A 20,971-nucleotide genomic window follows, 5' to 3' on the forward strand; every position below is an offset into this window, starting at 1 on the left:
CGGCTCCAGCCAGCAGATGTACGCCAATGCCCGCGAGCGCTGGCAGACCTCGGTCGCGGGCTTCCAGGACGCGCTGATGACCCAGGCGACCGTGATGGGCAACCTGACCGGAACGCGCGCCGAGGCCGAGACGCTGATGAGCCAGAGCCAAGGCGCGACCGGTGCGCTTCAGGCGGCGCAGGCGGGCAATCAGCTTCTCGCTCTCCAGTCGCAACAGATCGCAGACCTCACGGCCGTCGTCGCCGCCCAGGGCCGGGCAGAAGCCTTGGAGGCCGCACGCGTCGCCAGCGGCGAGGAGCAGGCCCGCGAGCAGAGGGAGCGCTTTTTGGCACCCGGCGTCGGCTATCAGCCCGGCTCCGCCCGCATGTTCCATGGTCCCTGAGAGCGTATCGTGGCGCCACATCCCTGCCGCCCCCTGGACGTGCCATGAACGGCACCGGCGTCATCGACAGCTTCCTCGACGTCTTCACCCGCTACATCGACAGCGGCTTCGGGCTGCTCGGCGGCGAGGTGGCCTTCCTTGCCGCGACGCTCATCGTCATCGACGTCACACTCGCCGCCCTGTTCTGGGCCTGGGGAGCCGACGACGACATCATCGCCCGCCTGATCAAGAAGACCCTCTTCGTGGGCGTCTTCGCCTGGATCATCGGCAACTGGAATTTTCTGGCTCAGGTCATCTTTGACAGCTTTGCCGGCCTCGGCCTGATCGCCTCTGGCTCGAGCATCACCGCCCAGCAGCTGCTCCAGCCCGGCCGCGTCGCGCAGGTCGGTCTCGATGCCGGGCGGCCGCTGCTCCAGGCGATCTCCGGATTGATGGGCTATATCTCCTTCTTCCAAAACTTCCTGCAGATCTTCGTCCTGCTCTTCGCCTGGGCGATCGTCCTGCTGTCCTTCTTCATCCTGGCGATCCAGCTCTTCGTGACGCTGATCGAGTTCAAGCTGACGACGCTGGCGGGCTTCGTGCTGGTGCCCTTCGGGCTGTTTGGCAAGACGGCCTTCCTCGCCGAACGCGTGCTCGGCAACGTCGTCTCCTCCGGCGTCAAGGTTCTGGTGCTGGCCGTGATTATCGGCATCGGCTCAACGCTCTTCACGCAGTTCACCGCGGGCTTCGGCGCCAACCAGCCGACCATCGACGAGGCGATGTCCATCGTCCTCGCCGCGCTGGCGCTGCTGGCACTCGGGATTTTTGGGCCGGGTATCGCCAATGGGCTGATCTCCGGCGGGCCGCAGCTCGGCGCTGGCGCGGCGGTCGGCACGGGCCTCGCGGCGGGGGGCGCCATGGTCGCCGGCGCGGCTGCCGTGCGCACGGGCGCGGCCGTGGTGGGTGCAGCAGGATCGGCCATCGGAGCCGGCGCGCGCGGCTCGGCCTACGCACTCGGCGCCGCGAGCACCGCCTACCGCAGCGGGGGCGCCTCGGGCGTTGCGATCGCCGCGGGCTCAGCCGCCATCAGCCCGCTGCGCAGCGTGGCGGGGAGCCTTCGCGCCAGCCACGCCGCCGGCAGCACGACTGTCTCCGACGCCGGCTCGCCGCCCGCCGACCCGCCACCATCCTCCGGTGCCCCGGCCTGGGCCCGCCGCATGCGGCGCGGCCAGGCGCTCAGCCACGGTGTCACGACCCTCGGCCACGCCATCCGCTCGGGTGACGGCGGCGGCGCCGGCACTTCCATCCGCCTCTCGGAGGATCGCTGATGTTCCGTCGCCCGTCCGTCCGCTACGGCCGCACCCCCGAGCCCGAGACGCCCTACCAGCGCGCCGCCCAGGCCTGGGATGAGCGCATCGGCTCCGCTCGCGTCCAGGCGCGCAACTGGCGCCTCATGGCGCTGGGTGAACTTGCCCTGATCGCCGGCTTGGCGGCCGCCCTGGTCTGGCAGTCCGCCCGGGGCACCATCGTGCCCTGGGTCGTGCAGGTGGACCGGCTCGGCGAGGCGCAGGCGGTCGCCCCCGCCGTCGCGAGTTTCCGGCCGACCGACCCGCAGATCGCCTGGCACCTTGCGCGCTTCATCGAACAGGTGCGCGGCATCGCCGCCGACCCGATCATCGTCCGCCAAAACTGGTTGCGCGCCTATGACTTCGCGACCGACCGCGGCGCGCTGGCGCTGAACGACTTCGCCCGCGTCAGCGACCCCTTTGGCCGTGTCGGGCGTGAGCAGGTCGCAATCGAGGTCTCCAGCGTCATCCGCGCCTCCGACGACAGCTTTCGCGTCGCCTGGATCGAACGGACCTACGAGAACGGGCAGCTCTCTCGTACCGAGCGCTGGACCGCGATCCTGACCATTGTCGTGCAGCCCGCACGCGATGCCGAGCGTCTGCGCAGGAACCCTCTCGGCATCTTCGTCCACGCCATCAACTGGTCACGGGAGCTCGGGCAATGAGGCAGGCACATATCATCCTGGCGCTGCTTCTCCTTGGCGCCTGCGCCTTCCGCCCGCCCGAGATCAGCTACGATGACGAGCCAATCCAGGCGACGCAGATACCGGAGCCGCCGCGATCGGTTGAGATCGTCGAGGTGCCAACGCCGCTACCGCTGCCAGGGCAGCTTCAGCGGCTCCCGCCCTCAAGGCGCACAGCCGAGCCGCCCGATCCCACCGTCCGAGTCAACCAGGCCAACGCCGCGGCCCGGGTACAGCCGCTCCGGGCTGGCTTTATCAACGCGGTGCAGGTCTACCCCTTCACGCCCGGCGCGCTCTACCAAGTCTACACAGCGCCCGGCCAGGTCACGGCCATCATGTTGCAGGAGGGCGAGACGCTGGTCGGCAATGGCCCCGTCGCCGCCGGCGACACGGTGCGCTGGATCATTGGCGACACCGAAAGCGGCACGGGTCCTGCGCGCCGCGTGCACATCATCGTCAAGCCAACGCGGCCCGACCTCACCACCAACCTCATCATCAATACCGACCGGCGCACCTACCTGCTGGAGCTGCGCTCCACCGAGCGCACCTTTATGGCCTCGGTCTCCTGGCAGTATCCGCAGGACGCGCTGATCGCTCTGCGCCGGCAGAATGCTGCGGCGCCCGTCGAGCAAGGACTCGATCTCTCGCGGCTGCGCTTCCGCTACGAGGTCGAGGGCGACAGCCCGGCCTGGCGGCCGCTGCGCGCCTTCGACGACGAGCGGCAGGTCTTCATCGAGTTCCCGCGCGGCATCGGCCAGGGCGAGATGCCGCCGCTCTTCGTCATCGGGCCGAAGGGCGAGGGGCAGCTGGTGAACTACCGCGTCCGGCAGAACTTCATGATCGTCGACCGGCTCTTCGCCGCGGCGGAGCTGCGCCTCGGCGACCGCCAGCAGCGCGTACGCATCGTGCGCACCGACGGCCGGGCGCGATGAGCGGGGCGGCACCGGAACGGGGCGGGAGCGAGCGCGACATCGCGGCGGCACTGCGCCTGCGCCCCGATCCGCCCAGGGTTATGCGGCTCTCCCGGCGGGTGTTGATTGGCCTTGGCGTCGCGGCCGGGCTCGGGATCGGCGGGGCGCTGATCGTGGCACTACAGAGCCGCAGCGGCGGCGAGGGCCCGCGCGAGCTCTACAGCACCGACAGGAATCCGGAGGCCGATGGCCTTGCCAACCTGCCGCGCGACTATGCGGGCATTCCGCAGCTGGGGCCGCCGCTGCCAGGCGATCTGGGCCGCCCGATCCTGCGCGCCCAGGAACGCGGTCAGCCGGTCGTGCCGCCGGCGATGCCGACAACCGCCGATCCTGCCGAGCAGCGCCGGCTACAGGAAATCGAAGCAGCGCGCACCAGCCGGCTCTTTGTGCAGGTCGAGGCGCGAGGTGCGCCGCGCGGCGCCGAGCCGGTCGGGCCGCAAGCTGTGGAACCCGGCGCATTGCCCATAGGCCAGGATGCGACCGATCGTCGCACCGCCTTCCTCGGAGGCCAGGCGGATCGGCGCACAACCTCAGCGGACCGCCTTCAGGCACCGGTTAGTCCGTTCGTCATCCAGGCCGGCAGCGTCATCCCCGCGGCGCTGCTCACCGGCCTCCGCTCCGACCTGCCCGGGCAGATCACCGCCCAGGTCACTGCAAACGTCTTCGACAGCCCAACGGGGCGGCATCTGCTCATCCCGCAGGGCGCGCGCCTGATCGGCGCCTACGACAGCCGGATCAGCTTCGGGCAGCGGCGCATCCTGCTGGCCTGGAACCGGCTGATTCTACCCAGCGGCCGCTCCATCGTGCTGGAGCGCATGCCGGGTACCGATGAGGCGGGCTATGCGGGGCTTGAGGACGGCGTCGACCACCATTGGGGACAGCTCTTTTTAGCCGCGGGCCTCGCGACACTGCTCAACCTCGGCCTGGAACTGGGCCAGGACGACGAGAGCGACATCGCCCGCGCCATCCGCGAAAGCGGCCAGGATACCGTCGGCCGCGCCGGCGAGGAGATCGTCCGCCGGCAGCTCTCGGTCCCGCCGACGCTGACCGTACGCCCGGGCTTCCCGGTCCGCGTCATCGTCCACCGCGATCTCGTGCTCGAACCGTATGGAGGCTGACCCATGCCGAAGCTAAAGCTCGGTCCGATCCTCGACGACCGTCCGGTCAAGCTCACCGTGGAGCTGCCGGCCGGACTGCATCGCGACCTGGTCGCCTACGCCGACGCGCTCTCACGCGAAACCAGCCAGCCGGTGGAGCCGACGAAGCTCGTAGCGCCGATGATGGCCAGCTTCTTGGCGAGTGACAGGGGGTTTCGCTCGGCCCGAAAGCCCGCGCCTAAGTCACGCATGCCGCAGCCTCAGACGCCGCCACGGGACCTCTGAGTGGCCCGAAGTAGCGCCAGGAACCGACGCAGGGCAGGGTTGTCTCGCTTGGGATCCCAATAGGCCGCAGCCTCCACCATCGTCGGCCCTGCCTCGTCACCGACTGGCCGGAACACGACGCCAGGATAGGATGCGCCCGAAGCGGACTCCGCGAGCACGGCAACGCCGAGCCCCGTGCCGACCAGGTTGAACATGCCCTCCCGACTGACATCGTGCGTCGCGAAGCGGGCTGGGTGCTCGTGAGGCAGCATCCTCTGGACCGTGGCGCGGGCCTCCCGTCCGGATCCACGGGATGTGGTGATGAATGTCTCGCCCGCGAGGCCCCGCCACGGGACCAGGTCCGAGGCGGAAAGGGGATGGCCCTCATTCAGGGCGACCATGCCTGTCTCCTGCCATAGTGCAAGTCGGTCCAGGCCCGTTTCGTCGTGGGGCCCGAGGAGGATCGCGACGTCTGTTCGGCCGCGGCGCAGTTCGCCAAGTAGGTGTTCGCGATCGCCCTCGACCACCGAAATTTCGACATGACGATTCCGTGCCACAAAGCGTAGGAGGGCATCGCGGAAGCGACCGCTCGAGGCCGAGAAGTAAGTGCCGATGACAAGCTGGCCGACCAGGCCAGAGCCCGCTGCTCGGGCTGCACCGGCCGCACCATCGAGCTCGGCTAGCATCCGGCGCGCGGCCTCCAAAAACCGAGCGCCCGCCGCGGTTGGCCGAAGACCTGACGTTCGCCGCTCGAACAGAGACACGCCCAGCTCATCTTCCAGAAGGGCGATCCGTCGGCTGACGACTGAAGCGGTAATGTTGGCGGCTTTAGCCGCGAGTCGAATGCTACCGTGACGCTCGACATGGATGGCGAGCTGAAGCGTCCGGAGATTGATCGATCCGTTTAGATGCCCTGGTACGGGGCCTAAACCGCGCTTTCCTTCCACCGCCACCGGCCACAATTTCGGCCGACCCCGACCCGCGCACGCCTTGGAGCGCAATCAACCTCAGCAGGACCGGCCTTGATTTAAAGGTTATCCTGCCGAACCTGCCTGAGCCTGCGATTTGGCTGCAATCACATTTCGGCGGGAAGGGCTGAGTTTGCGCGCTCGGGGGGGATCGGTAAGCCCCCCTTGCCTGACCGCGTGAGCGGTCGCCGGCTCAGAGTGTGGGCTCGAAACTGGCAGGCCAAGCCGCCGCGCATGCACCGACTAACTCAGGGCCGGTTTCAACCGCATGCTTCCGTGGTGCTTCCGTGCGCCTGCGCGACACGCTCCGGCCCGGAAGTGCTTCCACTAGCGCGTTGATTAGTGTAGATAAGTTGGCGGACCCGAAAGGATTCGAACCTTCGACCTCTGCCTTCGGAGGGCAGCGCTCTATCCAGCTGAGCTACGGGTCCACGCCGCGACTTCCATAGCCCGGTCGGGCAGGCTGGGGAAGTCCCGATCCGCGCCCGATCGGTGATGCCGGGCAGGCCCCCGCATGCCGCCCCGCCGCCCCGCCGCCAGCTAGGCGCCCAGCGCGCCGCGTGCGACACAGCCGCCATGCCCGATGCCCCCTTCGACCTGATCCTGTCGGATGTGCGCCTGGACGGGCGGCGCTGCGATCTCGGCCTGCGCGATGGCCGGCTGGCCCGCATCGCGCCGGCCGGCACGCTCACGGGCGGGCCGGTGGAGCCGGGCCGGGGCCTGCTAGCGCTGCCTGGCCTGGTCGATGGCCATATCCACCTGGACAAGACCTTCCTCGGCCTGCCCTGGCTGCCGCACCGGCCGGATGGCAGCGTCGCCGGCCGCATCGCCGCGGAAAAGACCCAGCTCGCCGCGATCGCGGAGCCGATGGCCCGCCGCGCCCGCCACCTGGTCGAGAGCATCGCCGCCCGCGGCACCACCGCCATCCGCACCCATGTCGATGTGGATGCCGGGGCGGGCCTCGCCGGCCTCAAGGCACTGCTGGCCCTGCGGGCGGAGGTCGCGCACCTGCTGTCCCTGCAGATCGTCGCCTTCCCGCAATCCGGCGTGCTGCGCCATGCGCGGGTGCTGGAGGATGCGGTGGCGGCCGGTGCCGATGTGGTCGGCGGCCTCGACCCCGCCTGCATCGATGAGGATATCGAGGCGCAGCTCGCCATCGTCTTCGGCATCGCCGAACGCCGCGGCGTGCCGATCGACATCCATCTGCACGATCCCGGCGAACTCGGCGCCTTCGAGCTGCGCCGCATTGCCGCCCGCACCCGCGCCGCCGGGCTGCAGGGCCGCGTCGCCGTCAGCCACGCCTATGCGCTGGGCCAGGTGGAGGAAGCCACGCTCGCCCGCACCGCCGCGGCGCTGGCGCTGGCCGGCGTCGCCATCATGACCAACGGCCCGGGGCCGGAGGCGATGCCGCCGGTGAAGCGGCTGGTGGCGGAGGGTGTCACGGTCTTCGTGGGCTCGGACAACATCCGCGACGCCTGGTCCCCCTATGGCAATGGCGACATGCTGGAACGCGCCCGGCTGGTCGGCTACCGCGCGGCGCTGCTGAGCGATGCGGAGCTGCGGCTCGGCCTCGATCTCGTCACCAGCGCGCCGGCGAAGGTGCTGGGCCTGCCCGATCCCACGCTGGCGGAGGGCGCGGCGGCGGACCTCGTGCTGGTGGATGCCGCGCATGTGCCGGAGGCGGTGGCGGCGGCGCCGCCGAGGGCGCTGGTGGTGAAGGCCGGGCGCATCACGGCGCGCGACGGGGTGCTGGCACGCTGAGACGCCTCCGCAACAACCCGGCCGCGGCGCTGGACCTGCGGTGGATATGGCCCGAGGATTGCTGGACCCGCGCCAGGCGACACGCTGGAGATTTCGCATGAGCCCTGCCGCCGCCGAGACGACCGATGCGCTGCCCGATGCGTTGAACCAGGCACGCCGGCTGAGCGCGGAGTTCGGGGAAACCCTGGCCAACCACGCCGCCATGGTGCTCTGGGCGCAACGCCAGCTTGGCGGGACCGAGGGCGATGCGCGGCGCTTCCTGGATGCTTATATCCGCGTCAACAACCTGGCGCCCATGCTGCCGCTGGATGCGCCGATCCTGCGCACCGATTGGACGGCACGGCTGGGCGACCGGCGGGCAGAAGCCGCCTACCGCGCCTTCTTCCGCGCCGAACTGGCCCGGCTGGGCAGCGCCGGCACGCTGCAGCGCCATTACCTGCCGCGGCTGTTGCCCGGCATTGCCGCCAGCGCGCTGCATGCGCTGATGCGCCTGGCCTATGCCCAGGATTCCGGCACCGAGGCGGAGGTGGCGGAAGCGCTGGGCTATTGGGCCGCGACCTACCTGCCCCTGGGCGAGGGGATCGGCGCCGCGCCGATCACGGACCAGCCCGCCGCGGTGCTGCTGCGCCTGGCGGAGGAACCAACCCTGCGTGCCATGGAATTCGATGACGGCCTGCTGTGGCACGCGATGCGCCGGACCGCCGCCATGCCCGCCTTCGCGCCAGTGCATGACTGGCTGGCGGTCTGCCCGGAGACGCATCGGAAAATGGCGCAGGATTCGCTGCTGATCTACGCCGCCACCGGCGAGTTCTGCGCGCTGCATGCCGTCTCCGGCACCCATTGGCTGCGGCTGATCCTGCCGGTGCTGGAACCGGCGGATCAGCACCGGGCGATCCGCTTCTTCTGGCAGGCGATCGCCGCCGCCTATCCGAAAATGCACTTTCCCCTGCCGCTCACCCCGGCGGAGGCCGAGCGCCAGCGCGCCTTGCCGGCGCCGGATTGGGCGGTGATTGCAGCCGCGGCCTGTGCCTCGGATGAGGAACATGACGTCTCCCTGGTCTATTCCGCCCGCTGCGAGGAAGCCCAGTGGGGCGACCCGCTGTACCGCGTGGTCGCCGCGCGCCGCATGGGGCTGCTGCCTGGCTGGGAAAGCTGAGCCGGCCCCGATAGATGCATGAATGGAAACGCTGGCGTCATTCTTCCCATTTGTCGCATGGGCCGGAACGGCGCATGGTCTGCTTCTGAAGCGGGCGGCGCCATGATCGTCCGGCGGGGGAAAGCGGCCCATGGCCATCGGATGCCGCCCGGCATTGGTGCTGCCTGCCCGGGACAGGATTGCAGTCGCAGGCGCAGATGCGTCCGCCACGCAGGCGCCCTTCCTGATTGACGCGCAGACCAACAACGGAGACCACACCGATGCCCGACAGCCCCGACCGCTTCCGCATCCCGTCCCTGCGCGGCCAGGTGACGCCGGAGGAATGGCAGGCCCGCGTGGATCTGGCCGCCTGCTACCGGCTGATCGACCTCTACGGCATGTCCGACATGGCGGCGAACCACATCTCGGTCCGCGTGCCGGGTGAGGACAACGCCTTCCTGATCAATGCCTATGGCATGCTGTATGAGGAGATCACCGCCTCCTCCCTGGTCAAGATCGACGTCAAGGGCAACATCCTGGCCAAGCCGGAATTCCCCGGCGAGCTGGGCTATGGCGTGAACCGCGCCGGCTTCGTCATCCACGGCGCGATCCATGAGGCGAGCCACGAGATCGCCTGCGTCATCCATACCCATACCTGGCCGGGCATGGCCGTCTCCTCCCTGGAATGCGGCCTGCTGCCGATGAACCAGACGGCGATGCGCTTCGCCCGCATCAGCTACCACGACTATGACGGCGTGGTGCTCGACATGGCGATGCAGGAACGCCTGGTGCGCGACCTGGGCGACAGCAACGCGCTGATCCTGCGCAACCATGGGCTGCTGACCGTGGGCAAGACGGTGGGCGAGGCCTTCAACGCCATGCACCGGCTGGAATTGTCCTGCCGCGCGCAGCTCGCCGCGCAGGCCACCGGCCAGAAGCTGGTGGAAGTGCCGCAGGCTGTCGTGGACGCCACCTGGAACAACTACCAGCCCGGCACGCGCCGCCCCTATGGCGTGATGGAATGGCCGGGCCTGCTGCGCAAGCTGGACCGGATGGACCCCTCCTATCGTGACTGAGGCGACCGTCCTGAAGGCCGCGCTCGGCAATTATGCAGGGACGCGGAAGCTGCTGGAGGGCGAAGTTCCCTCCGGCCTGCTGCGGCTGGATTTCGAGAAGATCGCGCCGATCAGCAAGGCCTTCGCGCCGATGGTGCGGGAGGGTCGCTTCCAGGTCAGCGAGATGGCGATCGCCACCTTCCTGATGGCGCGCGCCTACGACAAGCCGCTGGTGCTGCTGCCGGTGGTGCTGGTGGAACGCGCGCAGGAAGCGGCGATGCTCTGCCGCAGGGATGGGCCGGTCCAGGGTCCGGCGGACCTCGCCGGCGCGCGCATCGCCGTGCGCGCCTACAGCCAGACCACCGGCATGTGGCTGCGCGGCAGCCTGGCCGAGACCTATGGCGTGAAGGCAGACCAGCAGCGCTGGACCACCTTCGAGGATGCCCATGTCAGCGAATTCCGCGACCCGCCCTGGGTGACGCGTGCGCAGAAAGGCCAGGATCTGCTGGCGATGCTGCGGGGCGGAGAGGTGGAGGCGGCGATCTTCGGCAATGACATGCCGGATGCGCCGGACCTCCGCCCGGTCTTCCCGGACCCGCAGGAGGCCGGCGCCGCTTTCCGCGCCCGGCACGGCTTCCTGCCGCTAAACCATCTGGTGGTGGTGCGCGCCGACATCGCCGCGGAACGGCCCGATCTGGTTGTCGAACTGCTGCGGATGCTGCGCGAAGCCGGTGCCGCGGTCCGCAGCCGAGACGAACTGCGCCCAGCCATTGCCCTGGCGATCGACTACTGCGCCGAACAGGGGCTGTTGCCAAAACGGTTCACGCCGGAAGAAGCCTGGTCGGGTCTGCCCGACGCGGTACCCTAGGCCGCCCGGGCCGAGGCCAGCCGACCTCGGCCCGGGTGAGGCCTCAGTTCGCCTTCAGATAGGCGATCACGTCATTCAGCTGTGTCGGGTTGCGCAGGCCGGCGAAGGACATGCTGCCACGCGGGATCAGCGCCTTCGGATCGGTGAGATAGGCGCGCAGGTTTTCCTCCGTCCAGGTCTTGCCTTCGCGCCACTCCTGCATGGCGGCGGAATAGCGGAATCCCTCCACCGAACCGGCGGCACGGCCAACCACGCCGTGCAGGTTCGGACCGACGCCGTTGCGACCGCCCTCATTGATCGTGTGGCAGGCGCGGCACTGGTTGAAGACGCGCTGGCCGGCCGCGGGGTCGCCATCCTGAGCCTTCGCCGCGAAGGGCGCGAGGGCGAAGGCCGCGGCGAGGGCCGTCGCGGGGATCAGTGTCAGACGTCGCATCCGAAGCATCCTCCTTGGTCGTTTCTCGCGGCACAAACGCGCCGGCCGCGCCCGGGGTTCTTGGCGAAAAGTCGCGCCCCGGCAAGACTGCCGGCAACCCACACTGGCTGAGGTGGCGGCAGCCTCAGCCCGCGCAAGGGTTCTGCGGCATGAAACCTCGGTCACGCAAGGCTTCGCGGACGCAATGATGATGAACGATTTTTTCGCCTCCGGCCATGTCGCTGACCTGGTACTGGCGGTTCTGCTGGCGGAGGCGCTGCTGCTGTTCGCCTGGCATCGCCGCACCGGGCGCGGACTGGCGCCGCTGGCGCTGGCCGGGCTGGTGCTGCCCGGCGTCGCCTTCGCCCTGGGCCTGCGTGCGGCCCTGACCGGCGCCGGCTGGGGCTGGGTGGCCGCCGCGCTGGTGGCCGCGCTGGCCACCCATCTGCTGGACCTGGCGGTGCGGCTGCGGCGCTAGATCAGGAAAACGGCCGCGGCACCCGGAAGGGCAGCATGGCGTACATGGCGGGCGAGGCGAAACGGTCCAGCGACAGGCTCTCATGGATCGCCGTCGCCTGCTGCCCCAGCAGCCGCGTCTGGATCTCGGAACGGGAATAGAAGGGCGCATCCACCAGGGTCTGCGTCACCCGCGCGGCGCCGCCTTCCGCCCGGGTCGGCCGGGCGATGCGCCACAGCGTCTTCGGCAGGCTGACCTGCGGTGGCGGCTCGAAATCCGTCACGCTGCCATCGCGCGCCACCCGCAGCGCCAGCGACTGGTCCGTGCCGTCCCGGCGCTGCGTATTGTACAGGATGGCGGTGGCGTCGGGCATCGGCGCCCGGCACCAGTCCCAGCCGACGAAATCCTGCTCCAGCGGGGCGATGCCCCAATTCGTGTCGAAATAGGCCGGGCCGGACCAGCGCAGATCCGGGCTTTCCAGCGCCACCTCGACCGAGGACCGCGCCGCGATCGGGTGCCAATGGTGGCGACCATTAGAATCCAGCTGGAGGGTGCGGGTGGAGACCGCATCCGGCCGCAGCACCACGGTGCCGCGCAGCTTGCTCGGCAAGGGCGCCGTCACCTCCTCGATCCGCACCGTCAGGGCGTTGCCGTCCCAATGCAGGGCGCTCGGGCCGATCTGCAGGAAATCCGTGCCGCGTCGCAGGGCGGATTTGCGTCGATCGGTCATCGCCCAGCGCTTCGGCGCGCCATACAGCGCGACATGCAGGCAGCAGTGATTCTCGGGGTCCGCTGGCGCCCCGCCGCGCTTGGCCAGGCTGTACCAGGGGGAGAAGACGGTGCCGATGAAGGCGATGATGCTCAGCCCGTGCCGGCCATCCGCGCTCAGCGCATCCAGGTACCACCAGCCATAGCCGCGTGGTGGCGCGGGCCGGTCGAATTCCCAGCCAGTCTTGGTCATGTTCTCTCCCCGATGATCGCGGCCGCGGCCAATTGGCCGGAAAGCGCCGCCATGGCCAGCCCTGCGCCCGGATGGGTGGTGCCGCCGGCCAGGATCAGCCCGGGCAGCGCGGTGCGGGCTGCCGGGCGGCTGAAGATGGATTGCCAGCCATGCACCGCCTGGCCGTAGATCGCCCCGCCGCTGCCGGGCGCGTCGCGTTCATGGTCCTTCGGCGTCACCGTCAGCACCGCATCCCGCCGCAGCCGCACCCCGGCCCGGTCCATGGCCGCCAGGCTCGCGGCCTCCGCCGGGCCGGGGGGGATGTCGCGTGCATCGGCGCGCGGCGGGGCGGGCACCAGCATCATCAGTGGCTCCGTCCCCTCCGGCGCCGGGGCCGGGGCCAGGCGCCGCTGCGCCCACAGCGTCACGGTCGGCGCCTCCGGCATGCGGCCACGGGCCAGGGCTGCGTATTCGGCGGTGGGGTCGGCCGGGTGGAACACCGCCTGGCGCGGCAGGTCCAGCCCCTCCGCCCGCCCTGCCATCGCCCAGCCGAAGGCGGAGAAGGACCGTCTGGAGGCCGGCAGCGGCGGCACCGCGCGCGCCGCCGCGGCGCCGAAATGCCCGGTGGCGAGGCTGGCCGCATCCGCCGCCAGCACCACCTGCCGGGTCGCGATCCGTTCGCCCTGCACCAGCCGCAGCCCGGCAACCCGGCCGCCCTGCACCAGGATTTCCGCCACCTCCGCGCCGTGGCGGATCTCCACCCCACGCGCCTGCGCCAGACCGGCCAGCGCCTGCGCCAGCCGGTCCATCCCACCCTCGATGGCGAACAGGCCGGACATCTCGATATGCGCCACCAGCATCAGCGTGGCCGGCGCCAGCAGGGGGGAGGAGCCGACATAGGCCGCCATCCGCCCGAACACCTGGCGCAGCCGCGGGTCGCTGAAATGCTCGCCCAGCGCATCCCACAGCGTGCCGAAGGGGGAGGTGCCGCGCAGGCCGAGGCCGACCTGAGTGCCAAGCGCCAGCATCCCCGGCCGCTGCACGGTCAGGAACGGCTTTTCCAGCGCGTCCCAGCAGCGCGCGGCGCGGGCCTGGAAATCCAGGAAGCCGCGGGCCGCCGCCGCGCCGGCGAAATCGCCGACCGCCGCTGCCGCCGCCTGCCGGTCCGCCAGCAGGTCCAGGACCTGCCCATCGGGCCAGACATGCCGCCCGAGCACCGGCAGCGGCAGCAAGGCCAGATGATCCTCCAGCCGGGCGCCGGCGGTGGCGAAAAGGTGCTGGAATATCGGCAGCAGGGTCAGCACCGCGGGCCCGGCATCCACCGCGACGGCGCCGCCGGGGTGCAGGCTGCGGACCCGGCCGCCGGGTGTCGCGGCCTTCTCCAGCAGCAGCACCGGCCGGCCGGCCGCGGCCAGATGCAGCGCCGCGGCCAGCCCGCCAATGCCGGCGCCGATCACCGCCACGATGGAATGTCCCGCTTCCCGCATGGGGGGGAATAGGGCTAAGGTCCCATCGTGGTGTCAAGCACCCTGGACAATCAGGGGGAATAACGGAGCGAAGCGTCTCAATCGCGTGAAAACGTCATCATGCGTTGACGTTCCACTCGCTAAACACCACACATGCACTACCGTGGCGGCACTTCCTCCCTGGTGCCGCTTCGGGCCAGACGTTCCGAATAGACGGGGCGGCCCTGGCAGCTCATTCGGATACCTGCATGACCCGCGTTGCCGTGATCCAACCCGACATCACCCTGAGCCTCGATTGGGAAGGCGTGATTCGTGACGCCGCCCTTTCGGACGCCATTCCCGCCGAACCGGTGAAGGAATGGCTTGGCCGACCATGGATGGAGACGGTCGGGGAAATTGCCGGGCTGCAGGTTCGCCGCATGGTGGAGGATGCGCGCGCCAGCGGCGTCTCCGCCTATCTGCAGATCACCCAGCGCTTCCCCTCCGGCCTCGAACTGCCGATCGAATACACCACCGTCCGCCTCGGCGGGCAGGCCGGGCTGATCGCGGTCGGCAAGAACCTTCAGGCGGTGGCGGAGTTGCAGTCGCGCCTGGTCGCCGCCCAGCAGGCGCGCGAGCAGGATTACTGGAAGCTGCGCGAGATCGAGACCCGGTCCCGCCTGCTGTTCGATGCCTCCAGCGAGGCCGTGCTGGTCATCGCCGCCTCCACGCTTCGCATCGTCGAGGCCAATCCGGCCGCGATCCGCGAGCTTGGCATGGCGCCGGGCTGGAATTTCTCCGATGAGGTCGCCCAGCGCGACCGTGCCGCGCTGCGCGATGTGCTGATGCGCGCCCGCGAACAGGGCCGCGCGCCGGGCATCATGGTGCATCTCGGCGCCGATGGGACGCCCTGGCTGCTGCGCGCCTCCCTGATGGCGCGCACGCCGGGCCCGGTGTTCCTGATCCAGCTCAGCCCCGCCGCCCCCGTGACGCAGCCGCGTGCCACCACGCTGCGCGGCGATGCGCTGATGGAGGATATGCCGGACGGCTTCGTGGCGATCGATGCCGAGGGCGCCATCCGCCGCGCCAACCGCGCCTTCCTCGACCTGGCCCAGGCCGGGACGGAGGCCAGCATCATCGGCGAGAAGCTGGATCGCTGGCTGGCCCAGCCCGGCATGGATATCGGCGTGCTGATGGCGACCATCGCCCAGCATGGCGAGGTCCGGCTGTTCCCGACGCAGCTGACCGGCAATCTCGGCTCCGAGATCGAGGTCGAGATCTCGGGCAGCGCCGTGAACCGGGATGGCCAGCGCATGGTGGGCCTGATCATCCGCGATATCGGCCGCCGAATCCTGGCATCCGGTGAGGCGGCGGCGCTGCGTACTGCGCTCGGCATGCTGGCCAATGATGTTGGCCGCGTGCCGCTGCCCACCATGGTCCGCAACACCGCGGCGCTGGTGGAACGCGCCTGCATCGAACAGGCGCTGCGCCTGGCCAATGGCAACCGCACCGCGGCGGCGGATGCGCTCGGCCTGAGCCGGCAGAGCCTCTATGCCAAGCTCGAACGCTATGAAATCGGCGAAGACCGCGAGGCGAACGAGGATCGCGCGCGGTGACCATCGACCTGCCCGGCAGCGCCGCCGGATCGCCCGCCTTCGGCACCGCCGATCTTTCGAATTGCGAGCGGGAGCAGATTCACCTCGCCGCCTCGATCCAGCCGCATGGCGCCCTGCTGGCGCTGCGGGAGCCGGAGCTGACGGTGCTGCAGGTCAGCGCCAATGCCGCCGCCTTCCTCGGCCTGGAGGGGCCGGCGCTGGGCCGCCGGCTGGCCGATTTCGCGCCCGATATCGCGCGGGCCATCGCGCCGCTGCTGGCTGACCCGCTGGATGTGGTGCCGGCCGCGGTGCGCGTGCCCAGCGCGGCATCCGTGCCGCTGGATGTGCAGCTGCACCGCCCGATCGGCGGCGGCGTGATCCTGGAGCTGGAACGCGCGGCGCCGGAGGATGACGGCGCGAAGCGGATCGAGCCCGCGCTGCAGGCCATCCTCGGCAGCTACGCGCTGAAGCCACTGTGTGAGGAGGTGGCGCGCATCTTCCGTGGGCTGACCGGCTATGACCGCGTCATGGTCTATCGCTTCGACGATGACGGCCATGGCGAGGTATTCGCCGAGGAACATGCGGCGGGGATGGAGCCCTATCTCGGCAACCGCTACCCGGCTTCCGACATCCCGGAGATCGCGCGGCGGCTTTACATCCGCAACCGGGTGCGGGTGGTGACGGATGTGCACTATGCGCCGGTGCCGCTGGAGCCGCGGCTTTCGCCACGGACCGGCCAGGACCTGGACATGTCGCTGTGCGTGCTGCGCAGCACCTCGCCCCTGCATGTGCAGTATCTGAAGAACATGGGCGTCGGCGCCACGCTGGTCGCCTCCATCCTTGTGGGTGGGCGGCTGTGGGGGATGGTGTCCTGCCACCACCAGACACCGCGCCGCACGCCCTTCGCGCTGCGCGCCATCACCGAATTGCTGGCCGAGGCGGTGGGCACGCGCATCGCGGCGCTGGAATCCTTCGTGCAGTCGCAGGCCGAACTCGCCGTGCGCCGCCTGGAACAGCGGATGATCGAGGCGATCACCCGCGACGGGGACTGGCGCACCGCGCTGTTCGACAATGCCCAGACCCTGCTGCTGCCGCTCGGCGCCAGCGGCGCGGCGCTGCTGTTCGAGGGCCAGATGCAGACCGCCGGCGACGTGCCCGGCACCGCCGGGCTGCGCGATATCGGCACCTGGCTGGACAGCCGGCCGCGGATCTCGGCCGGGGGCGCGACCGTCATCGCAACCTCCGCCTTGGCGGCGGAGGCGCCGCATCTGGCGGGGCTAACGCGGGTCGCCAGCGGCGTGCTGGCGGCACCGATCTCCACCGCGCCCGGCGAATACCTGGTGTGGTTCCGGCCGGAACAGGTCTCCACCGTCACATGGGGCGGCGACCCGACCAAGCCGGTGCTGGTGGGCGACGACCCGCGCGACCTGTCGCCGCGCCGGTCCTTCGCCAAATGGAACCAGGTGGTGGAGGGCCGTTCGGAGGCCTGGTCGCCCAAGGACCTCGCCACCGCGCGGCTGATTGGCGACACCGTCACGGATGTGGTGCTGCAATTCCGCTCCGTCCGCATGCTGATCGCGGAGGACCAGCTGGCGCAGGTGCGCCGCCAGGTGGGGCTGTCCGCCCAGCCGGTGGTGATCTGCGACCAGGCCGGCAACATCGATCTGCGGAACGAGGCCTTCGACCGGCTGCTGCCCGGCCTGCGCGGCGCCGCGCCGCGCCGCATCGACCACCTGCTTCCCTATTTCGCCGACCCGGCCGAGGTCGGCCGCCGGCTGCGCGACGTGCTGGAGAACAAGCGGTCCTGGCGCGGCGAGGTGCGGCTGGCCGATGGCCAGGGCGCCGGGCTGGGCGGCGGCCGCCCGGTGCTGGTGCGCGCCGATCCGGTCTTCTCGGCGCCGGACCGGGTGCTCGGCTTCGTTTTCCTGTTCAACGACCTGGCGGAACGCAAGGCGGCGGATGCGGCGCGGCGGCGCTTCCAGGCCGGGATTGAGGAAGGCGCCCGTCGCCCCGGCGGGCGGCTGGACCGCCAGGCGGACCTCGCCTTCCAGGCCATCCTCGCCTCGGTGGTGGAAAACGCGCAGCTCGCGGCGCTGGAAATCGCCGATGGGGTGGATGTGGCGCGCATGCCGGATCTGCTGGAATCCGTCCGCGCCTCCGTCGCCCGCACCGCCGTGGTGCTGGAGGCGCTGATCCGGCATTCGAGCCAGCCGCCTTCCAACCAGACACCACGGGACGACTGAGCCATGCCGATGGATGCCGCACGGCTGGCGCTGCGGCAGGCCACCGGGGCGGTGCATGAACGGCTGCATGGGGTCCCGGTCTTCGCGCGCCTCGCCGCCGGGCGGATCGCGCCGGAGGAATATGTGCGGCTGCTGCGGCGCCTGCTGGGGTTTCATCTCGGCGTCGAAGCAGCCCTCGGCGCCGCGCCGTCGCTCGCGGGCTATGGCATCGAGGTCGAGGCGCGCCGCCGGTCGCCGATGCTGATGGCGGATCTGGTGGCGCTGGGTGCCGCCCCGCTGGCCCCGGTGGCCAGCCTGCCGGCGCCGGATTGCGCCGCCTGGGCCATGGGGTGCCTGTATGTGACGGAAGGCTCGACGCTCGGCGGCCAGCATCTGGCGCGCGCCCTGGATGGCGTGCTGCCGGGCGAGGCGGGGCGCAGTTTCCTGCGCGGCTACGGCGCCCGGCACGGCGCGATGTGGCGCGATTGCTGCGTCGCGATCGAGGCCTGCGGCGCCGAGGCCGGAAGGCTGGCCGCCATGATTGATGGCGCCGAGGCCACCTTCGCCCGCTTCGAGGCCTGGTTCGCCGGGCCGGAGGCGTCCTTGGGACACGCGCCCTCAATCACGGGGTGACGGATGCCGGCACCGCCTGCCGGCCATGGGCAATGCCGTCCGCGTACAAGGGGACGGGCGGGGCGCAGATCACCCATCCGCACCGGCCTGCCTTGCTTGACCCTCCCCCCCTCGCTGTCATGATGGACGCAACGAAAAACGTCCGGGGATACGTCATGATGAACCGCCGCGCCTTGCTGGCTGCCGCCGCAGCCCTGCCTGCCCTGCGCGCACTGCCGGCCCAGGCCGCCTGGCCGGACCGGCCGGTGCGCGTCATCGTACCCTTCGCCGCCGGCGGCAATGCGGACACCATTGCCCGTCTGTTGCAGCCGCGGCTGCAGGAAAAGCTCGGACAGCCGGTGGTGGTGGAGAACAGGCCGGGCGCGGGCGGCAGCGTCGGCGCGCAGGCGGTGGCCCGCGCCCAGCCGGATGGCTACACGCTGCTGATCGGATCGAACGGCCCGCTCAGCGTCAACCCGGTGGTGCAGGCACGGCTGCCCTATGACGCCGCCAAGGATTTCGCGCCGGTCGGCATGGCGATGCAGGTGCCGCATTGCCTGGTGGCGCAGCCCTCCTCCGCCTATCGCAGCGTCGCCGATGTGGTCGCGGCGTCGCGGGCGCAGCCGGATGCGCTGGGCGTCGGCACGGCCGGCGTGGCGAGCGCCACGCATCTCTCGCTGGAAGCCTTCATCGCGGCGAGCGGCGCCAAGCTGCTGCATGTGCCGTACCGGGGCGGCGGCGCGGCGGTGCCGGATTTCCTGGCCGGCAACATCCCGTTGCTGTTCACCGAATTCTCCACCGCGCTGCCGCTGCACCGTGCCGGCCAGGCGCGCATCCTCGCCGTTGCCGCCACCGCGCGGCTGTCGGCGCTGCCGGATGTGCCGACCATGTCGGAACAGGGCGTGCCGGGCTTCACCGCCGGGTCCTATGTCGGCCTGCTGGCCACCGGCGGATCACCGGCGGAGGCGATGCGGAAGCTCGGCGCCGCCATGGCCGAGATCGTGCAGGAAGCGGATTTCCAGGCGCGCATGACAGGCATGGGCGGGGAGACGGCGGCCGGCGAGCTGGCCACCCCCGCCGGCTTCGCACGCTACATCGCGGAGGATCTCGAACGCTCCCGCATCGCCGCCCAGGCCGCAGGCATTCGCGCGGAATGACGCAGTCCCTGCCGCCCGGCGCCACCGACTGCCACTGCCACATCTTCGGCCCCGCCGCGCGCTTCCCCTATGCCGAGCCGCGCTCCTACACGCCGGAGGATGAGACGCTCGAGGACTATCTGGCGCTGCTCGACCGGCTGGGCTTGGATCGCGGCGTCATCGTGCAGCCCTCCGCCTATGACCGCGACAATGCCTGCACGCTGGATGCGCTGAGGCGCGCGCCGGACCGCTTGCGCGGCGTTGCGGTGGTGGGCGCCGAGGCGACGCCCGCGACGCTGCGCGCGATGCATCGGAACGGCATCCGCGCGCTGCGCGCCAATGAATACCGCCGCGACGGCGCCGCCGCCTATCATGGCGGCGTGCGGCTGGCGGAGATCGAGCCCCTGATGCCGGTGATGGCCGAACTCGGCTGGCACCTGCAATTGTGGATCGATGCGCGGCATCTGCCCGAGCTGGAGCCACGCCTGGCGCAACTGCCCGTGCCGATCGTGATCGACCATATGGGCCGCATGCATCACAGCCATGGCGTGGCCGACCCCGGCTTCCAGGCGCTGCGGCGCGGCGTGGCGGAGGGGCGCTACCACGCCAAGGTCTCCGGCACCTACCGCCTCGGCGCGCTGGGGCCGGATTATGCAGAGGCGAAGCCGTTCCATGATGCGCTGGTCGCCGCCAATCCGGATGCGCTGGTCTGGGGCACGGATTGGCCGCATCCGCGCCCGGATGGCGGTCGCCCGGATGCGGCCAGGCTGTTGCAGGTGTTCCTGGACTGGACGCCGGATACGGCCTTGCGGCAGCGCATCCTGGTGGACACGCCGGCGCGGCTTTACGACTTCCCCGCCGCCTGATCCGGCGTGCGGCGCGCGGCTTCCCGCTTCAGCGCCGCGCACACCTCCCGCAGTGCCGCCACCAGGCTGTCCCGCCGCCGCGCCACCTCGGCCTCCGTCGTGCCGAGGCCGATAGCCAAGCGTGGATGTTCGGGCAGCGGCGGCAGCGGCATCGCCAGCACGTTCTGGCCCGGCACCACGGCGCCGCCGCTTTCCACCCAGCCCTGCACCCGCGCCTGGCGCAGGCTGTCCATCACCGCGGCGATGTCCACGCGGCGCGCGGCCTCCGGCTCCTCGGCGTTGGCACGGCGCAGGATGCGCTGGGCTTCCGCATCCGTCTTCAGCATCAGCAGCGCCTTGCCCACCGCGGCGCGGCCGATGGCGCGCGTCATGCCGGCGCGCATATGCAGCCCGGCGGCGGGGCGGCGCAGCGTGAGGATGTAGCGCACCCGGGCGCCGGCCTGCATGCCGATCAGCACCGTCACATCATGCCGGGCGCGCAGCTTCTCCATCCGCCTCAACAGGCTGCTCTCGCCGATCAGCCGGTCCTGCAACCAGCCACCGAGCAGCATCACGCGCAAAGTCGGCCGGTAGGCGCGGCTGATGCCGTCCTGCTCCAGGTAGCCGAGGCGGGCGAGGTCGGCCAGCAGGATGGAGGTGCTGGATTGCGGGTAGCCGAGGTCGCGCGCCACCTCCGCCACCGTCGCCGCGCGGTGGGTGCCGGCGAACAGCTCGAGCACCTCCAGCGTCCGTTGCGCGGATTTCACGAAGCCTTCGCGCGGCACGGCTGCCCTCCGC

Annotated in this window: 20 protein-coding genes, 1 tRNA gene and 1 pseudogene; 16 read left to right on the forward strand and 6 right to left on the reverse strand. The window is 70.7% G+C overall.

All coding sequences use genetic code 11. The features are described 5' to 3' along the window. From Q8S40_RS23225 to Q8S40_RS23250, 6 genes and pseudogenes are all read left to right on the forward strand, one after another. A pseudogene (locus Q8S40_RS23225) lies at positions 1–382 on the forward strand (P-type conjugative transfer protein TrbJ); the annotation flags it as partial. A 44-nt stretch (positions 383–426) separates the two neighbouring features. Beyond that, a complete protein-coding gene (trbL, locus tag Q8S40_RS23230) occupies positions 427–1,689 on the forward strand; it encodes a P-type conjugative transfer protein TrbL (RefSeq protein ID WP_305672312.1) in 1,263 nt (420 codons plus the stop codon). After that, a complete protein-coding gene (trbF, locus tag Q8S40_RS23235) occupies positions 1,689–2,372 on the forward strand; it encodes a conjugal transfer protein TrbF (protein ID WP_168049709.1) in 684 nt (227 codons plus the stop codon). The genes trbL and trbF overlap by 1 nt, the downstream gene beginning before the upstream one ends. Beyond that, positions 2,369–3,322: a P-type conjugative transfer protein TrbG gene (trbG, locus tag Q8S40_RS23240; RefSeq protein WP_168049708.1), complete on the forward strand. Its 954-nt coding sequence runs from the start codon at positions 2,369–2,371 to the stop codon at positions 3,320–3,322. Before trbF ends, trbG begins: the two co-directional genes overlap by 4 nt. Next, the gene (locus Q8S40_RS23245) at positions 3,319–4,479 is read left to right on the forward strand and encodes a TrbI/VirB10 family protein (protein ID WP_168049707.1); all 1,161 of its coding nucleotides are present in this window, start codon (positions 3,319–3,321) and stop codon (positions 4,477–4,479) included. The genes trbG and Q8S40_RS23245 overlap by 4 nt, the downstream gene beginning before the upstream one ends. 3 nt (positions 4,480–4,482) lie before the next feature. Next, positions 4,483–4,743, forward strand: coding sequence for a DUF2274 domain-containing protein (locus tag Q8S40_RS23250; protein ID WP_168049706.1), 261 nt, complete (start codon positions 4,483–4,485; stop codon positions 4,741–4,743). On the opposite strand, the gene Q8S40_RS23255 is transcribed toward Q8S40_RS23250, so the two are convergent. Then, positions 4,719–5,675 carry a LysR family transcriptional regulator gene (locus Q8S40_RS23255; RefSeq protein WP_168049705.1) on the reverse strand — a complete coding sequence of 319 codons (957 nt, stop codon included), beginning with the start codon at positions 5,673–5,675 and terminating at the stop codon, positions 4,719–4,721. The two genes, Q8S40_RS23250 and Q8S40_RS23255, sit on opposite strands and share 25 nt — an antisense overlap. A gap of 369 nt (positions 5,676–6,044) precedes the next feature. Next, positions 6,045–6,121 (reverse strand) — tRNA-Arg (locus Q8S40_RS23260). A 145-nt stretch (positions 6,122–6,266) separates the two neighbouring features. Here Q8S40_RS23260 and Q8S40_RS23265 point away from each other — a divergent pair. The 4 genes from Q8S40_RS23265 to Q8S40_RS23280 all read left to right on the forward strand — a co-directional run bounded on the left by Q8S40_RS23265 (position 6,267) and on the right by Q8S40_RS23280 (position 10,509). Further along, positions 6,267–7,451: an amidohydrolase gene (locus Q8S40_RS23265; RefSeq protein ID WP_305672313.1), complete on the forward strand. Its 1,185-nt coding sequence runs from the start codon at positions 6,267–6,269 to the stop codon at positions 7,449–7,451. Between the two features lie 97 nt (positions 7,452–7,548). After that, the gene (locus Q8S40_RS23270) at positions 7,549–8,607 is read left to right on the forward strand and encodes a questin oxidase family protein (protein WP_305672314.1); all 1,059 of its coding nucleotides are present in this window, start codon (positions 7,549–7,551) and stop codon (positions 8,605–8,607) included. 260 nt (positions 8,608–8,867) lie between these two features. Beyond that, on the forward strand, positions 8,868–9,662 hold the full coding sequence (locus Q8S40_RS23275; protein ID WP_304815512.1) for a class II aldolase/adducin family protein: 795 nt from the start codon (positions 8,868–8,870) through the stop codon (positions 9,660–9,662). Then, positions 9,655–10,509 (forward strand): ABC transporter substrate-binding protein, encoded by an 855-nt coding sequence (locus Q8S40_RS23280; RefSeq protein WP_305672315.1) that lies wholly within the window; start codon positions 9,655–9,657, stop codon positions 10,507–10,509. Before Q8S40_RS23275 ends, Q8S40_RS23280 begins: the two co-directional genes overlap by 8 nt. A gap of 43 nt (positions 10,510–10,552) precedes the next feature. On the opposite strand, the gene Q8S40_RS23285 is transcribed toward Q8S40_RS23280, so the two are convergent. Next, positions 10,553–10,942, reverse strand: a complete 390-nt coding sequence (locus tag Q8S40_RS23285; RefSeq protein WP_305672316.1) for a cytochrome c family protein — start codon at positions 10,940–10,942, stop codon at positions 10,553–10,555. Between the two features lie 190 nt (positions 10,943–11,132). Here Q8S40_RS23285 and Q8S40_RS23290 point away from each other — a divergent pair, with 190 nt between their 5' ends. Further along, positions 11,133–11,399: a hypothetical protein gene (locus tag Q8S40_RS23290; RefSeq protein ID WP_304815515.1), complete on the forward strand. Its 267-nt coding sequence runs from the start codon at positions 11,133–11,135 to the stop codon at positions 11,397–11,399. Position 11,400: 1 nt separating this feature from the next. On the opposite strand, the gene Q8S40_RS23295 is transcribed toward Q8S40_RS23290, so the two are convergent. Both Q8S40_RS23295 and Q8S40_RS23300 read right to left on the reverse strand, forming a co-directional pair. Continuing rightward, positions 11,401–12,339 carry a carotenoid 1,2-hydratase gene (locus Q8S40_RS23295; protein ID WP_305672317.1) on the reverse strand — a complete coding sequence of 313 codons (939 nt, stop codon included), beginning with the start codon at positions 12,337–12,339 and terminating at the stop codon, positions 11,401–11,403. Next, positions 12,336–13,805: an NAD(P)/FAD-dependent oxidoreductase gene (locus tag Q8S40_RS23300; RefSeq protein WP_305672318.1), complete on the reverse strand. Its 1,470-nt coding sequence runs from the start codon at positions 13,803–13,805 to the stop codon at positions 12,336–12,338. The genes Q8S40_RS23295 and Q8S40_RS23300 overlap by 4 nt, the downstream gene beginning before the upstream one ends. A 227-nt stretch (positions 13,806–14,032) precedes the next feature. Between Q8S40_RS23300 and ppsR the strand changes: the two genes are divergently transcribed. The 5 genes from ppsR to Q8S40_RS23325 all read left to right on the forward strand — a co-directional run bounded on the left by ppsR (position 14,033) and on the right by Q8S40_RS23325 (position 20,194). Beyond that, the gene (ppsR, locus tag Q8S40_RS23305; RefSeq protein ID WP_304815520.1) at positions 14,033–15,379 is read left to right on the forward strand and encodes a transcriptional regulator PpsR; all 1,347 of its coding nucleotides are present in this window, start codon (positions 14,033–14,035) and stop codon (positions 15,377–15,379) included. Continuing rightward, positions 15,376–17,601 carry a GAF domain-containing protein gene (locus Q8S40_RS23310; RefSeq protein WP_304815521.1) on the forward strand — a complete coding sequence of 742 codons (2,226 nt, stop codon included), beginning with the start codon at positions 15,376–15,378 and terminating at the stop codon, positions 17,599–17,601. The genes ppsR and Q8S40_RS23310 overlap by 4 nt, the downstream gene beginning before the upstream one ends. A gap of 3 nt (positions 17,602–17,604) precedes the next feature. Further along, positions 17,605–18,213, forward strand: a complete 609-nt coding sequence (locus Q8S40_RS23315) for a biliverdin-producing heme oxygenase (protein WP_305672319.1) — start codon at positions 17,605–17,607, stop codon at positions 18,211–18,213. Positions 18,214–18,368: 155 nt separating this feature from the next. After that, positions 18,369–19,349, forward strand: coding sequence for a tripartite tricarboxylate transporter substrate binding protein (locus tag Q8S40_RS23320; RefSeq protein ID WP_305672320.1), 981 nt, complete (start codon positions 18,369–18,371; stop codon positions 19,347–19,349). Further along, a complete protein-coding gene (locus tag Q8S40_RS23325; protein ID WP_305672321.1) occupies positions 19,346–20,194 on the forward strand; it encodes an amidohydrolase in 849 nt (282 codons plus the stop codon). The genes Q8S40_RS23320 and Q8S40_RS23325 overlap by 4 nt, the downstream gene beginning before the upstream one ends. Here the strand turns inward: Q8S40_RS23325 and Q8S40_RS23330 are convergent. Next, entirely contained in the window at positions 20,173–20,958 is a 786-nt protein-coding gene (locus Q8S40_RS23330; protein WP_305672322.1) for an IclR family transcriptional regulator, read from the reverse strand. The genes Q8S40_RS23325 and Q8S40_RS23330 overlap by 22 nt on opposite strands. Positions 20,959–20,971: the final 13 nt, after the last annotated feature.

Origin of the sequence: Falsiroseomonas sp. (genome assembly GCF_030695085.1) — a bacterium.
Classification (GTDB): Bacteria; Pseudomonadota; Alphaproteobacteria; order Acetobacterales; family Acetobacteraceae; genus Falsiroseomonas.

Excerpts from the sequence above, each read along its gene's own strand:
- trbL (WP_305672312.1), top strand. The coding sequence starts at position 427 with ATGAACGGCACCGGCGTCATCGACAGCTTCCTCGACGTCTTCACCCGC.
- trbF (WP_168049709.1), top strand. The coding sequence starts at position 1,689 with ATGTTCCGTCGCCCGTCCGTCCGCTACGGCCGCACCCCCGAGCCCGAG.
- trbG (WP_168049708.1), top strand. The coding sequence starts at position 2,369 with ATGAGGCAGGCACATATCATCCTGGCGCTGCTTCTCCTTGGCGCCTGC.
- Q8S40_RS23245 (WP_168049707.1), top strand. The coding sequence starts at position 3,319 with ATGAGCGGGGCGGCACCGGAACGGGGCGGGAGCGAGCGCGACATCGCG.
- Q8S40_RS23250 (WP_168049706.1), top strand. The coding sequence starts at position 4,483 with ATGCCGAAGCTAAAGCTCGGTCCGATCCTCGACGACCGTCCGGTCAAG.
- Q8S40_RS23265 (WP_305672313.1), top strand. The coding sequence starts at position 6,267 with ATGCCCGATGCCCCCTTCGACCTGATCCTGTCGGATGTGCGCCTGGAC.
- Q8S40_RS23270 (WP_305672314.1), top strand. The coding sequence starts at position 7,549 with ATGAGCCCTGCCGCCGCCGAGACGACCGATGCGCTGCCCGATGCGTTG.
- Q8S40_RS23275 (WP_304815512.1), top strand. The coding sequence starts at position 8,868 with ATGCCCGACAGCCCCGACCGCTTCCGCATCCCGTCCCTGCGCGGCCAG.
- Q8S40_RS23285 (WP_305672316.1), bottom strand. The coding sequence starts at position 10,942 with ATGCGACGTCTGACACTGATCCCCGCGACGGCCCTCGCCGCGGCCTTC.
- Q8S40_RS23290 (WP_304815515.1), top strand. The coding sequence starts at position 11,133 with ATGAACGATTTTTTCGCCTCCGGCCATGTCGCTGACCTGGTACTGGCG.
- Q8S40_RS23295 (WP_305672317.1), bottom strand. The coding sequence starts at position 12,339 with ATGACCAAGACTGGCTGGGAATTCGACCGGCCCGCGCCACCACGCGGC.
- Q8S40_RS23300 (WP_305672318.1), bottom strand. The coding sequence starts at position 13,805 with ATGCGGGAAGCGGGACATTCCATCGTGGCGGTGATCGGCGCCGGCATT.
- ppsR (WP_304815520.1), top strand. The coding sequence starts at position 14,033 with ATGACCCGCGTTGCCGTGATCCAACCCGACATCACCCTGAGCCTCGAT.
- Q8S40_RS23315 (WP_305672319.1), top strand. The coding sequence starts at position 17,605 with ATGCCGATGGATGCCGCACGGCTGGCGCTGCGGCAGGCCACCGGGGCG.
- Q8S40_RS23320 (WP_305672320.1), top strand. The coding sequence starts at position 18,369 with ATGATGAACCGCCGCGCCTTGCTGGCTGCCGCCGCAGCCCTGCCTGCC.
- Q8S40_RS23325 (WP_305672321.1), top strand. The coding sequence starts at position 19,346 with ATGACGCAGTCCCTGCCGCCCGGCGCCACCGACTGCCACTGCCACATC.